At 68.1% G+C, this 13,170-nt stretch carries 17 protein-coding genes; all 17 read left to right on the top strand.

Going from position 1 to position 13,170, the window contains the following annotated elements:
• Positions 1 to 234 precede the first annotated feature (234 nt).
• The 17 genes from DEU35_RS07105 to DEU35_RS07040 all read left to right on the top strand — a co-directional run bounded on the left by DEU35_RS07105 (position 235) and on the right by DEU35_RS07040 (position 13,096).
• Positions 235 to 840 (top strand): hypothetical protein, encoded by a 606-nt coding sequence (locus DEU35_RS07105; protein ID WP_220340841.1) that lies wholly within the window; start codon positions 235 to 237, stop codon positions 838 to 840.
• Between the two features lie 277 nt (positions 841 to 1,117).
• Positions 1,118 to 1,582: a single-stranded DNA-binding protein gene (locus tag DEU35_RS07100; RefSeq protein ID WP_116239349.1), complete on the top strand. Its 465-nt coding sequence runs from the start codon at positions 1,118 to 1,120 to the stop codon at positions 1,580 to 1,582.
• The gene (locus DEU35_RS17095) at positions 1,582 to 1,749 is read left to right on the top strand and encodes a hypothetical protein (RefSeq protein WP_181904600.1); all 168 of its coding nucleotides are present in this window, start codon (positions 1,582 to 1,584) and stop codon (positions 1,747 to 1,749) included. Before DEU35_RS07100 ends, DEU35_RS17095 begins: the two co-directional genes overlap by 1 nt.
• Before the next feature lie 191 nt (positions 1,750 to 1,940).
• Positions 1,941 to 2,636, top strand: a complete 696-nt coding sequence (locus tag DEU35_RS07095; RefSeq protein WP_147301845.1) for a hypothetical protein — start codon at positions 1,941 to 1,943, stop codon at positions 2,634 to 2,636.
• Between the two features lie 136 nt (positions 2,637 to 2,772).
• The gene (locus DEU35_RS07090) at positions 2,773 to 3,534 is read left to right on the top strand and encodes a hypothetical protein (RefSeq protein ID WP_147301844.1); all 762 of its coding nucleotides are present in this window, start codon (positions 2,773 to 2,775) and stop codon (positions 3,532 to 3,534) included.
• Between the two features lie 403 nt (positions 3,535 to 3,937).
• Complete coding sequence (locus DEU35_RS07085; RefSeq protein WP_116239072.1) at positions 3,938 to 4,603, top strand: hypothetical protein; 666 nt, start codon at positions 3,938 to 3,940, stop codon at positions 4,601 to 4,603.
• Positions 4,604 to 4,616: 13 nt separating this feature from the next.
• The gene (locus tag DEU35_RS07080) at positions 4,617 to 5,489 is read left to right on the top strand and encodes a hypothetical protein (RefSeq protein ID WP_116239071.1); all 873 of its coding nucleotides are present in this window, start codon (positions 4,617 to 4,619) and stop codon (positions 5,487 to 5,489) included.
• A 6-nt stretch (positions 5,490 to 5,495) separates the two neighbouring features.
• Positions 5,496 to 5,951, top strand: a complete 456-nt coding sequence (locus tag DEU35_RS07075; protein ID WP_116239070.1) for a hypothetical protein — start codon at positions 5,496 to 5,498, stop codon at positions 5,949 to 5,951.
• Entirely contained in the window at positions 5,948 to 6,685 is a 738-nt protein-coding gene (locus tag DEU35_RS07070; RefSeq protein WP_116239069.1) for a hypothetical protein, read from the top strand. The genes DEU35_RS07075 and DEU35_RS07070 overlap by 4 nt, the downstream gene beginning before the upstream one ends.
• A complete protein-coding gene (locus DEU35_RS17090) occupies positions 6,685 to 6,822 on the top strand; it encodes a hypothetical protein (protein WP_181904599.1) in 138 nt (45 codons plus the stop codon). Before DEU35_RS07070 ends, DEU35_RS17090 begins: the two co-directional genes overlap by 1 nt.
• The gene (locus tag DEU35_RS17085) at positions 6,819 to 6,995 is read left to right on the top strand and encodes a hypothetical protein (RefSeq protein WP_181904598.1); all 177 of its coding nucleotides are present in this window, start codon (positions 6,819 to 6,821) and stop codon (positions 6,993 to 6,995) included. The genes DEU35_RS17090 and DEU35_RS17085 overlap by 4 nt, the downstream gene beginning before the upstream one ends.
• An 11-nt stretch (positions 6,996 to 7,006) precedes the next feature.
• Positions 7,007 to 7,912 carry a collagen-like protein gene (locus DEU35_RS17520; RefSeq protein ID WP_116239068.1) on the top strand — a complete coding sequence of 302 codons (906 nt, stop codon included), beginning with the start codon at positions 7,007 to 7,009 and terminating at the stop codon, positions 7,910 to 7,912.
• A gap of 570 nt (positions 7,913 to 8,482) precedes the next feature.
• Positions 8,483 to 9,238, top strand: a complete 756-nt coding sequence (locus tag DEU35_RS07060) for a hypothetical protein (RefSeq protein WP_116239067.1) — start codon at positions 8,483 to 8,485, stop codon at positions 9,236 to 9,238.
• Positions 9,239 to 9,503: 265 nt separating this feature from the next.
• On the top strand, positions 9,504 to 10,058 hold the full coding sequence (locus tag DEU35_RS07055; protein ID WP_116239066.1) for a hypothetical protein: 555 nt from the start codon (positions 9,504 to 9,506) through the stop codon (positions 10,056 to 10,058).
• A gap of 836 nt (positions 10,059 to 10,894) precedes the next feature.
• The gene (locus tag DEU35_RS07050) at positions 10,895 to 11,398 is read left to right on the top strand and encodes a hypothetical protein (RefSeq protein ID WP_147301843.1); all 504 of its coding nucleotides are present in this window, start codon (positions 10,895 to 10,897) and stop codon (positions 11,396 to 11,398) included.
• Positions 11,364 to 12,884: a terminase large subunit gene (locus tag DEU35_RS07045; protein WP_181904597.1), complete on the top strand. Its 1,521-nt coding sequence runs from the start codon at positions 11,364 to 11,366 to the stop codon at positions 12,882 to 12,884. Before DEU35_RS07050 ends, DEU35_RS07045 begins: the two co-directional genes overlap by 35 nt.
• The gene (locus DEU35_RS07040) at positions 12,881 to 13,096 is read left to right on the top strand and encodes a hypothetical protein (protein WP_116239063.1); all 216 of its coding nucleotides are present in this window, start codon (positions 12,881 to 12,883) and stop codon (positions 13,094 to 13,096) included. Before DEU35_RS07045 ends, DEU35_RS07040 begins: the two co-directional genes overlap by 4 nt.
• Positions 13,097 to 13,170: the final 74 nt, after the last annotated feature.

The following is a 13,170-nucleotide window of genomic DNA, read 5'->3' as shown; positions in this document are numbered from 1 at the left end:
AGCGGGAGGCGTTGCGTGAGCTTCGCCGCTGGTTCCCCGACGCGTTCGACTCTGAGCTCGATGCGTGGTCGCTGATGCCGTACGGCCGCGGCTGGACCGAATGTTTCAGCGTGCCCGAGCACTACGTGCAGTTGGCCGTCGATCTGTGTTTCAAGGGATTCGCGAGGGGTAATGAGCAAGGCGTCAATGAGGCAGCGGACGATCGCGACAGACGATCTGAGGTTCCCGGGGTACATGAGGGCGCCGCACGAGGCGAAGCCGACGGCTCAGGGGCTCTGGCTGCACACGGATCTGACGGGGCGTCGGGAGTTGGTGCCCGAGTTGATCGCGGCGGATATCTACCCGGGGCAGGCGGCGGTGCCGATGGTGATCGATCACCTGCTGATGCTCGAGGAGAGCGGGTTTCTCACGATCTATCAGGCGCGGGGGTCCGAGTGGATCAGTCTTCGTCGCACCCTGAAGGCGGATACCCGCACCGCGCCGCCGTCGGATTGCCCGCCGCCGCCCGGTCACGACTCATCGCGACATGTCGTGGCTTTGGAGGGGGAGAGCGCGAGGGAGCGGGCGGAAGCGCGAGTGCGTGCCGAGCAGGTCGAGCGGGACGGCGAGTGGGCCGCGTGGCGGGAGCGGGCCGAGAGGGCCGCGCCGCCGCGGCGACCGCTGTTGCTGGATGCCCCGCCGATCGGGTGCGTCGACCATCCCAACGGCCGCCGGGAGAACTGCGGACCCTGCGGTACCGCCCGCCGTCAGCACGACAGGTGGCTCGCTCAGCAGCGGTATACGGATCAACTCGTGAACTGGGAGACGCAGGCGGATGGGCCGGGGGATGAGCCGTGGTGAGTGATCTCGCCTTCGCCGTCTTCATAGATCGAGTGGCGGCAGCGTTCGCCGAGTCGGTCGTGTACCGGCGGCGGCTGCTGGCTGAGGCGCCCGGGTATGTGCCGAGATCCCCACGGGTCATATGCCCGCCGTGGCACAGACACGGGAAGACAAGCCACTGCTACAACGCGCACCGCTGCGGGTGCAGCGGATGCCGGGAGGCGTCGTCTGGGCGCACCCGGGCCGCGCGGGCCGCAGCGAGCACAAGACCGAAGAACGATATGAGGAGCACGAACACATGACCGGAGAGACCACGCTGACGATCGTCGGCAACCTGACCGCGGACCCGGAACTGCGGCACACGCAGAACGGGCTGCCGGTGGTGAACTTCACCGTCGCGAGCACGCCGCGCGCATTCGACCGGCAGGCGAACGAGTGGAAGGACGGGACGCCCCTGTTCCTCCGCTGCTCGGCCTGGCGGGAGTTCGCCGAGCACATCGCCGGATCGCTGACGAAGGGCGTCCGAGTCGTCGCAACGGGTCGTCTCGTGCAGCGCAGCTACCAGGATCGCGAGGGCAACAATCGTTCGTCGCTCGAGCTCGAGGTCGACGAGATCGGCCCGTCCCTGCGGTATGCGACGGCGCGGGTGACGCGCTCGGCATCCCGTGGGTCGTCGAGCGCACGGCCGTCGTCGGCACCGTATGACGCCCCGGTCGACGACTCGGGTGCCTGGGATGCCTCGGGCGGGGAGGTGCCGTTCTGATGGGCCGCACACGTGCAGAGCGTCGAGCCGGGCGGGCCATCCGCCGGCAGCGTCGCGTCGTCGAGCAGTACCGGGCACTCGCGAGGGCGGACGGCTACGAGCTCACGGACTGGCAGGTCCGCATGCTCGCCGCGCTGCAGAAGACAATCGATGGGGTGCAGCGGTGACGGGGTGCGTTCTGGGGTGTGCTCAGCAGGGCGTGCACTTCGCTGACTGCATGGTCTACGACGGCCGGGAGTACACGTTCCCGTGCGACGGGTGCGCGGCTGAGCCGACGGTCGGGGGCACGCTAGTGTGCTCGAAGTGTCGGGGCCGGTTCCGGTTCGTGCTGGGGCAGGCGGCGGATCTGATCGGCCGGATGCGGTCGCTCATCGATCCGACGTCGGCGATCGTGTATGAGGATCGAGCGCGTCGCACGGGGTCGGCGTCGCCCGAGGCGCCCGCGCCCGCGTCGGCGGATCTGATCGACGCGTCGGAGGCTCTGCAGAAGGGGCTGTGGCGGTGGTCGCCGTCGGGCGGGTGGCCGCGCTCGGATGCCGCCGAGGCGTTTGACGACGCCGAGGCCGCGGCGGCTGGCATCCTCGCTCATCTCGACGAGTGGCTGTCCGACGAAGACGACGTGATCTCGCTGCACCGCTTGCTGCTCGAGCGGCATCCGGCCGACGAGGACGGCGTTCGCGTCGCGTGGTCGGTGCAGGATGCGTTGGACAAGTGGGGTGCGGAGCGTCGGGAGCAGCCGGCCGAGGAGGCGGTCGCCCCGTCGCGGGCGCTTCGCCCTGAGCGGGTGTTCGACGAGTCGACGGCGTCGCCTATCGCGGAGCACGGCGACCGGCTGCTCGGCGGCGCGCAGGCCGCCGCCGTCGCCGGGTCGCTGCGCACGCTGCAGCGGTGGGCGAAGGCGGGGGAGATCGAGCCCGAGACGTCACCGTATGTCGCCGGGCGGAAGACGCCGCTCTACCGAGAGTCGGCGCTGCTCGCCACGAAGGAACGCATGGCGGCGGCGAAGAACGTCCGCGACGAGGGCGGCCGGTACGCCGAGGCGGACGCAGCGTGAGCGTCACCGAGTACGAGTGCGGGTGCGGCGAGACCTTCGCCGCGCCCGGCACCGTCCACGGGCAGCCCGCCGGACTCTGGCGGCTGCTCGAACATCAACAGATCGCGATGCACTCCCCGGCTGACATACTGCCGAGGTGGGATGGAAAGAGTTCGCCGCATCCGTGATCGGCAGTCTGGCGTGGCCCGTCGTTCTATTCATCGTCGTGCTCCTGCTACTCGGTCCTATCCGGCGACTAATCGGCCGCATTCGGACCTGGAAGGGGTTCGGAGTAGAGGCCGAGCTTGCCGAGGATCTGCAGGTGGCGCGCCGGCAGGCGAGAGAAGCGGTGGGCGAGGCGCTTACCGACTCGGCACGCGGGGATGGCGACGAAGCCCCGCCGGCAGCCGAGGGGCAAGGTGAGCCGAGCGCGCAAGAGAACACCGTGGAGGGCACGGAGCAGCGGGCGCGCACTGAAGGTGTATGGCCTCAATCTCTCAGAGAGCTCTACGACATAGACGGAGCCTCACCGGCTGACGCAGACAAGTGGAATGGGCACTTCGCGCCGCCGAAGTCCGGCAAATTTCCATCCGTTGCGCGCACTGTGGCAGCGCCGGAGGTTGGCATACGCGAATCGTTTGAGACGCTGGGTGGGCTCATCGGCGAGGTCTCAGCCCTGCAGCGGAAAGGGCGGGTTGGGCCGCCCGACATGCCGACGATTCTCGGGGAGCTATTTCGTGCGGGGCGGGTGCGTGGATCGTTTGTGCGAGGTGTGATGAAGCTGTGGAAGGTGAGGAACGACGTTCTTGTAGGGGAAGCGTCGCCTGGCCCTGACGAGGCGCTCGATTTCCGAAACAGTGCGATGCAACTATTCGTCGTGGCGCTGAAGTTGCGAGACGAATTGATCGAGGAGGGCTGAAACGCCCTCCGTGTGGCGCGGCGGCCTGTTAAGCTGAGCTTGCGCAAGAATTGACACGAAGGCCCGGACCGGTTGGCGGTTCGGGCCTTTGGTGTTCCTGCGCCTGAGTCTTCCCGACGCCGTGTGTATAGACCGGGTCGGGGGCTCGCCTCGAGTCGCCGCTGCTGCCACTACAAGTAGCCGGCCGCGGGCACGTCGTCGAGCATCGCGCTAGGAGCGGATGCCGCGTGCTCGTGATGCAAGGCCCATCCTTTCGCGGGTGTGCGGCCCGGGGCGTAGTTCTTCCCGGTGGGTGCCGGGTGCTGGTCTCCCTGTGAGGTGGGAGTGGTGAGAGGGGGCGGTCGCCTGCGTGTGGGGAAACCCCGCGGGCGGCCGTTCCCGCACGTCCGAAGGGGGTACGGCTGTGGCTACAGACGTCAAGAAGCATTCGACCATTGCGGCGGGCGAGGCGCCGAAGCGTGATGCGCTCGCGAAGGCGCTGCTGTCGATCAGTGACGTGGTGCCGACGGCGAACGCGACCGAGCAGGCGCAGATCGTCGATGCCCTGTCGGGTGGTGACTTCCCGGTGAGCGCGGCGCGCCCGCTGGCGACGACCCGCGGCGACGCTCGTCCGCTGCATCAGATCGAGGTGTCCCGCGGTGGCGTGTTCGTGCCGACGTCGGGTGTCCTGTCGTTCGCGACGAAGACCGCGGCCGACAACTGGGCGTCGGCGAATGGCTCGCTGCTGAGCCCGGGCGATCAGTGCGTGATCGGTGCGGGTCAGTACCAGTGGGACGGCACCGGATGGCGGCGCCCCGTCGAGGTCGAGCCGGGTGTGAGCCCGACGTCGTTCGTGTTCACGCAGGCCGGCACGAGCGTGGCGAGCGTGGACGGCAGCGGCAACGGAATGAACATCTCGTTCTATCGGCCGTTCCCGAACGCGCACCTGGCGACCGTCGTCACCGATGGTGACGCGAGCGGCGGCGGCACGGTCCGCGGTGTCGTCAACCCGTCGAAGGCCGGGTTCTCAGTTCTGTGGGGCGGGGCCGCCGGCCTGCGCCGCGCGAACTGGTTCGCGGTCGGCTACTGAGGGGAGGCCACGGATGCCACGCTACGCAAACGGCAAGGCGGCGTTGAGCGATCTCGTCTACCTCGGCCCTGACTTCTATTTGCCGGCGGGGACCGCGGCCCGGTGGGCTGAGCTCCGACGCCTCGGCGTCGAGAAGTACGGCGTACTGCTCGTCGTGACGCCCGGGTGGAACGGCTACCGCCCGCTGAGCATCCAGTATAAGTACCGCGAGGAGCTCGGTATCTGGGCCGCGGTGCCCGGCTATTCCTCGCACGGGCTGACCTACCAGGGCCGCGACTGCGCTGCGGTCGACGTCTACAACTGGCGATCGCTCGCCCCGTCGAACGAGTCGCTCGCATGGGCTCGGTTCGTCGCCCTGTGTCGCGCGGTCGGGTTCACCGTCGATTTCGTGAGCCCCCGCGAGGAGTGGCACATCGGCGACTTCGACCCGTTCAGCGTTCCCGCGTTCGCGTCGATCGTCATCAACCCCGAGACCACAGCCAAACCCGATCCTTTGGAGGACGAAGACATGGCAACCATCATCAGTTCTTCCATCGGTCAGTCCCTCGCCATCGCGGGCCTGGTCGTGCCCTACGGCCACCCCGACGAGGTGCGCGGCACGAAGTCGACCGCCGGCCTGCCGGTGTCGATCGTCGAGGTGCCCGCTGCGGTGCACACGCGCATCCTGGATGCCGACGCGCGCCGCCGCGCCGCCGACCCCGCCGAGGTGCTCCCCATCGTGGTCTATGCGAAGGGCGGCGACGGCACGGTCTACATCTTCGATGACGGCGAGGTTCGTTACCTCACCGATCCCGACGTGCTGAACGATCTCATCGCGCGCGGTGCCATGTCGGTGACGTGGCCGCAGCACGAGATCGACAGTCTCCGCAAGCAGCAGGGCGAGTAACCGCTGATGGTCGACATTCTGGCCGCCCTCGGGCTCGAGGAGATCGCGGCCGGGGTGTCGATCATCGTCGGCGCGATCGTCGCGGTGTGGCTGTTCGCGAAACGCGTGTGGCCGGTCGTGAAGACGATCCCGGCCGGTGTGGTCGCGTTCGCCCGCGGGGTGATCACGGCCGCGCAGGTGCTGGACAGCGTCAAGGGGCTGCCGGCGTTCATCGAACGCACGGACAAGGCGATGGCGCAGGTGCATCACGAGTTGCACCCGAATCACGGCACGTCGATGAATGACGCGCTGAGACGGACCGAGGCGGCCGTCGAGACGCTGGCGGCGACGTCGCAGCGGCTCGAGGAGGGCGTCGCCGGTCTGCACGTGAAGTACGAGGAGCTCGCGGCGGTCGATGACCGTCTGTGGTCAACGCTCGAGCCCGACTGTGACGACGACGACGAAGAGGAGACGAAACGATGAAGGCTTTCCTGACCCGCGTTGCGGGCTGGTTCACGGACGCTCGGCGGCAGGCGCTGCAGGCGCTGGTCGCGTCGGCGACGTCGCTGCTCGTGATCCTCGGTGCGGTGACCGACGTGCAGTCGTCGGCGTTGCTCGACCTGTCGGCGTCGGGCCTGCTCGCGCTGCAGGGCGCGCTGGGCCTGTTCCTGCTGCGACCGGGCGACCGGTTCACGTGGCTGAACACGACCGGCCGCGGCGTGATCTATTCGCTCGGCGGTGCGATCGGTGTCGTCGGGTTCACGTTCTCGCTGTGGTCCGAGTCGACGTCGTCTCTGATCCTGCAGGTGGCGACGGTGCTCGCGTCGATCCTGGTCGGTGCGCTGCAGATGGTGAACGCCGCCACGCTGAGCGCGCCGCCCGTCGGCGACCTCTCGGCCGAGTCAGCGGATGCCGCAAGCCCGGTGGAGGCGAGCCCGACAGCGATCGCCAATGAGCGGCCCGGGCTGCGAGTTGCCGTGTTCTGGCCCTCCTTGCCAAACGTCGACCGACACAAGGTGCTGACGGGTGCGTATGCCGCATTCCCGGCCGCCGAGACGGTCTACGTGCTGACGTCGGCCGTCGAGTTCCGGGGGCTGCCGCTCGACGTGGTGCTCGTGACGGTGCCGCTGACGCGGGCGCTCGTCGAGGTGTTCGAGCCGAACGTCGCGGCGTCGTCGTTCGACGGGCAGCGCGTGCAGCATCTCGAGGTTGCCTGATGGCTGAGCTCGACCCGGTCCGCGAGTTCGCGCTGTCGAAGGCGCTCGAGGTCCGCAACCTCGGCGACACTCCCGAGTCGATCGTGACGACGGCGGGCGTCTTCGAGACCTACCTGACGTCAGGCACGTCGTCATGACCAGCTCGTTCGACGACGTCGTGTCGTTCGCGATCGTCCCTGACCCGCCTCGCATGATGCCGCCCGTCGAGGCGCTCGTCGTGCAGCAGGCGGACCCGCCCGAGGTGGCGGTGTCGTCGGTGGAGCGTGCTCAGCGCGCGTCCACCGTGTTGCGCGGTCCCGCGCACTACTGAGAGGGGGCGCCGTGTCCGCGCAACTGTTCGAGTCGTCGCCTGTCGAGCCGCTCGTCGTCGGGGTGCACCTGTACCCGGGGGATACGTGGTTCCGTGAGGTGCACGTTCGCTCGATGACGACGCAGGCACCGGTCGACCTGTCGGCGTGGGTGTTCGAGGCGCGTCTGGGCGAGCACGTGGGCGTGGTGGATGCGTCGCGCGCGGCCGAGGGTCGTCTGACGATGACGTTCGCGCCCGAGCAGACCGCCGACGCTGCGTGGGGCGATGAGGTGACGCTGTCGGGCACGCTCGCGGGCGGTCGCCGCACGTTCCTGCACGGGTCAGTCGGCGCGGCCGTCGGCTCGTCGATCCCCGTCGGCCCGTCTCAGAAAACCCGTGTGGTGCAGTCGGACGTCGATATCTCGGTGTACGCGGCTCCGCGCGGCGACAAAGGCGCGGACGGGCCTCGTGGCGTGCAGGGTGCCACGGGGACGCAGGGTCCGCAGGGCGTCGGTGTCGCCGGCCCTCAGGGTCCAGTCGGACCGCAGGGGGTACCTGGCGCTCAGGGCGCTACCGGGCCGCAGGGCTCGAACGGTGACGTTACGGCGGTTGCGCGGGGGTCGTGGTCGGGGACGGTCACGCTCGCCGACGTTGCTCCCATCACGCACGTTCGCACCCTCGCCGGGAATGTCACGCTGAAGCTGGCAACCCCGTCTTTCGGTATCGCATTCACCGTGACGCTCGTGCTCAGGCAGGACGCCACGGGTGGGCGCACGCTGATCGTTCAGGGCGCAGGCGCGCCGTATGGCATGCCCGTGACGCTGTCAGCCGCGGCGAATGCGCTCGATCTGGTGCACCTCCTGTGGACCGGTGATCAGTGGGTGGCAATCCCGGGTGCTGCGTCGATTGCGGTCCCGTCGGGATGGAACGTGGCGTGAGGGCCGCGGTAGCCGCGCGATCACAGCTGATGCGTGATCCGGTAGGCATGTCGCAGACGGGCCGCGCCGTGCGGTCGACGGATGCCTCGGTTCCGGCGGGGTGCCCGTTCGTGTGGTGTGCGGCGTTGACGCCGTTTGACTTCGGCGAGGGTGTAACCCGGGAGACGAATCGCCCGGTCCCGGTAGGGATACGACTCACGGTCGAGATCGAGGGGTGGGCGGTCGCTTCGCCCTCCACGTCTGGGGCGCTGAACATCTCGGGGTTTCGATACGGGGGCGTGTACAACAACACTGCGCCAAACGGATTCACGGGGTCGAGCCCCGCCGTCTCGCTCGCAGCTGACGACTATCGCCAGTGGGCGCCGTTCCGTCGGCTGACGTCGTTCATGCTCCCGATTGGGGCAGACCCGCGAACGTCAATCAATTGGAGCGGAAACGGCTGGTTCGTGGCGGGGGTGCTCGTGCACGTGTCGTAGGGACTCAAATCATCCCGAGCTGCTGTTAGTCGGCGACGCGGGCCACTAGAACATTGCCGAGGAGTCGTCCAGGAGAAGCCGTAGTCTGTGCCCCATGTTCTTCGTTGACCTCCTCTATGGCCCCCCGAGGGACCAGTTCAGCATCCGGCCGACGATCGTCGACATGGATACGGTGCGGGAGTTGGTGGCGCGCGCGAAGACGCTGATCGACGCCGAGCACTTGCCGGATCACGGCCCGGCGACCGTGTCCTACATTAAGCGCTCCATGAACATCATCGGGCGCGGGGAGACGGTGCAGGCGGAGGACCTCGACGCGCTGTCCGCATATGATCGCAACACGTTGCACATCACCGTCGAGCGTGCCGCTGTGACCGCCGTTATGTCCTTCAGTAACGGTCTCGGCCACGCAATATCCGCCAGTAAAGAGGGGATCGGTGACTGGTACGAGCTCAGGAGAGAACTCGAGGACATCATCCTGACTAACGGTCAACCGGTATGGCGTCCGCTTCGTTTCGCGCCCTTGCTGCCCGTCGTGGGGGCCGTACTGTTCGTGGCCATATGGGGGTGGCTGCTGCTGGTCACCCCTCTTCCTCTCCCTGGGATGTTGCTGGGGTGGATAGCGAGTGGTGTCGTCGTGACCATGTTGGGGCGGTGGAGCTACAGGCTCGCTCAGAGGGAGAGAATCCGGCAGTCGCGGCATCGCATTCGGATGGAGACCCGCGCGGAGACCCACGCTCGGCGGATCGACGCGAAGGCAAACCTAAAGGTTGGAGTGACGACGGCAGCGCTCGCGCTGCCAATCGGCTTTGCATTGGCCGTGCTGACAAACGCGTTCGGGTTGAAAGGCTGATTTACAGACGTCCGCGCTGGCGGTAGTCCGCGACGCGGGCCTCGAAATCTAGCCGCCGCTCACGCTGGTAGGGCGTCCACATCTCGGGGGTGTCGGTGATATCGACGCCGTCGCGGTGTGGGCGCTCCCACGGTGGGTCGCTGCCTGCTCGTAGATAGGCGAGCTCGTGGTGAGTGTTTACGGTGCCGAGGCGTGCGCCGCGTCTTGGGTCCATTTGTCGGACGGTACGCCGGGGGTCCGACACCTTGCTCGCTATGGTGAGCGGGTGACTGATGAGCAGGTGCAGAAGATTGTCGACGCTCTCGCGGGCAACCCGTTCGAACCGTGGGTGGCGGCCGGCATTGCGCTTGCCTCCGCTCTGCTGGGTTTCCTGCTATCGCAGGCGGCGGAGACCTGGCGTCGCCGGCAGCGGCTGAGCGATGAGGTCACCGCCGCAAAGAAGGTTGCGGCTCGAGACGCCACGGCGTGGGCCATGCAGACGGCGAGCCTGCCAGCAGACATGCTCGGTGACCGGGTCGACAAGCTCCCCGACGATCTGGCCAGACACATCGCTGCCCTTCAGTCGGCTGACGAGGGCTTCGAGGTAGGGCAATGGTGGGTCCGGCAGATGCGACGTGTGGCTACACCGCCGCCGAAAGGACGTAAGGACTTCACTCCCGACGAGTCCAGCTACCGATGGGCGGTAGCTGCGAGCGTCAGTAAGAGGCTGAGGAAATGGGCGACCGGCGAAATCTCCGCGTCTGCATTCGGGGTGTCGGGAGACGCCGAATGGGATCGCGAAATGAAGTTGCCCCCGGCAGGGTGGCCTGAGGTCAAATAGCTCGGGAGGTGCGCTGTGCCTCATTACGCGGAGAAGCTCAGCGCTTCAGAGTACGCGCGCCTGCTGGCGCTCGTGGTGCCCGAGGTGGATACGCCGCAGTGCTGGCTGTGCCGTGGGGCACGGGGGCCTATCCGGTACGGGCTGCGTCCCTGGCATTCGCTCGGTCCTTCGCTCGATCACGTGAAGGCGGCGAAGGATGGCGGCACGTGGGATCTGTGGAACCTGCGGCCTGCTCACTATGGGTGCAATGCGGGGAGGCGTGACCGTGCCCCGCGTACTGCTCGTGGCATCCGCTCGTCGCGCTGGGCGAACGCTGGTCGTCGTGGCCGCACCGCTGATGAGAGCAACAACTGATCGACGCCTGACGAGTGTCGGCGGCCCGTCGGCCATGCGCCCGTGGCCCGTCGGCACCCGCCGGGTTTCGATCGATTTTTTTCACCCCCCGGCACCGTTCCCGACCCTCGCCCCGCTCCCAAATCCCTCTCCCCGGTTCATTCGGCGTGAGGGTGTAGGGCGTGTAGGGCGCGGAGGGGGCCGTGCGCGGCCGAACGGGCCTCGGGTCGCACTGCAATGCGTGCCCTCGGCTCGACGCGTCAGAGGGGCGCAGAGCGGAGGTGGGCGCCGTGGTGGCGAAGACCCCCGAGCACGGCACCCGGCCGCGATATCGCGCGGGTTGTCGGTGCGATGCGTGCCGCGCGTGGAAGACGAAAGACCAGGCCGAGTACCGGGAGCGCAAGCGCGCCGCCGCGGGTGGCGAACCGGTCGCCGAGGCGGCGCCCGCACCCGAAGTGAGGGCGCGCCCTACACGCGAAAAGCGCCCTACACGTCCGGTCGTCGTGACAGTCGGGGCGCCTGACTTCGACGACCAAGTGCGATCCGCTCTGTCGGTTCGTCGGCCGGCGCTCGGCGACGAGCTCGCGCAGCTGATCGACGATGCGCTGTGGGATGCGAGCGGCGATTCGGCGACGGCGTCGATCGTCGCGGCGGCTGCGATCCGAGATGCCGGGTGGGTGCACCGCGACAGCCTGTCGCCCGAGGAACTGCTGAACCTGCTCGAAGCTCCCGCGCCGATCGAGCGTGCGGCGCGTGAGGCGATGCCCGACGCGGCGGATGCTGCGACGCGGATGCGCCACGAATTGATCTTCCGCGCTGCCCGCTCTCTCGATGACCCGACGAACGCGCGCTACTTCGCGTCGACCGTTGAGGCGATGCGCAAGGTGCTCGCCGACGTGAAGGAATCCGGGGGTGGTGGCGGTGCTGATGCCTTCGCCGCCCTCGTGGGTGCGATCCGGGGTACCGGCGGGAGTGGAAACCCGGCCCCGGTGGGCGACCCCGCGTAACCCTGCTCGGGCGACGATCGCGCACGAGGTCGTCAACATCATGGCGCTGCTCGGCTGGGCGGCGATGCCGTGGCAGCGGGAGATCCTCGAGACCGCGTTCGAGATCGACCCGGCGACGGGGCTGCTTTGGTACTCGGAGATCGTGATCATCGTTCCCCGTCAGTCGGGGAAGACGTCGATCGTCCTGCCGTGGGGCGTGCACCGCATGATCATGTGGCCCGATCGGCAGTACCTGCTGTACATCGCGCAGACGCGCGAGAAGGCGCTCGAGAAGCTGCAGGAGGAGCAGCATCACCGCATCGCGGCGTCGCCGTTCGGGCAGCTGCTGCAGCGCAACCGCACCGGGAACACGCTCAATCTCACCAACGGTGGCGAGCACATGAAGTTCCTGAACGGGTCGAAGTGGTCGATCGACGCGCCGACGGAGAACGCCGGCCACGGTGGAACGCTCGGACTGACCGTCGGTGATGAGATTTTCGCGCAGAAGGACGACCGTCTCGAGGCGGCGCTGATGCCGGCGACGACTGCGGTCGACGACGCTCAGTCGCTGTGGATCTCGACGGCCGGCGAGTCCAAGACGAAGTCACCGTTCATGTGGAAGAAAGCCGAGGCGGGCCGAGCCCGTGTCGAGCTCCTCCGCGCGGACCCGTCGCTGCTGAACGCGCAGCGAATGCGCACGATGTACGTCGAATACTCGGCGCCCGACGGGGCCGATCCCGACGACCCGCTGACCTGGTGGGGGTGCATGCCGGCGCTCGGTTACACCACGAATCAGACGAAGATCGCGGCGTTCCGAGAGGCCATGCAGGGCGGGTTCCTGCGGCCGTTCCTGAATTGGTGGAGCGACGACGTCGAGAAGACGTGGAAGATCCCGAAGGAACGGTGGGAGCATGAGGCCGTCGTCGACCCCGGGTCGGAGGTGGCGCGCGACGAAGTCGTGTACGTCATCGACGTGGCGCCCGAGTCGGCGTGGGCGTCGATCGCCGTCGCCGGCATCCGCACTGACACGAAGATTCACCTGGAAGTGCTGGCCGACGCGCCCGGTACCGACTGGATTCTCGACGGCGACGACGGGCTCGAGGTGCCCGGCATCGTCGACCTGGTGCGCGAGGCGCCCGGGCCGGTCTACCTCGAGCACCGCGCGGCCGGGTTCCTGCTGCCGAAGCTGCTCGAGGCGGGTATCGACGCCCGCGTGATGACGGCCGCGAACATCGCCGTCGCCGGCCCCGGCCTGCTCGACGCCGTGCTGAACCACGACGTCGTGCACCTCGGGCAAGACGAGCTCACCGAGGCGCTGAAATCCGCGAGCACGAAGGCCACGGACGCCGGCTGGAAGTGGATCAGGGGCAAGTCGATGCGCCCCGTTTCCGCGCTCGTCGCCATCACCTACGCACGGCAGATGCTCGCCGAGCTCCTGCCGGATCTCGCATACGACCCGATCGCAGCGTTCCGCGCCGCGAACGGCACGACAAAGGAGGCCGGATGACCGACCGAATGAAGCCGCGCGCGGCGCTCGCTGCCGCATGGGCGGTGCTGCGATCGTTCCTCGCGACGTTCCGTGACGATCTGCTCGAGGCGCTCGGCGTGCTGCTGATCGTCGTCGGGGTGGCGATGTGGTCGCTGCCCGTCGCGCTGATCATCGCGGGTATCGCGGTGCTGCTGATCGTGCACCCGCTGCCGATCCGGCGGCGATCGTGAGCCTGTTCACCCGAGAGGCTGAGACGCGAGACATCTCCGCGTCTGACGTGTTCGGGCCGGCCTGGCAGTCGCTC

The sequence above is a fragment of the Microbacterium sp. AG157 genome (genome assembly GCF_003385695.1).
Taxonomy (GTDB): domain Bacteria; phylum Actinomycetota; class Actinomycetes; order Actinomycetales; family Microbacteriaceae; genus Microbacterium; species Microbacterium testaceum.
Note: the sequence above shows the minus strand (reverse complement) of the source record. Positions and strands in the feature narration are given on the sequence as shown.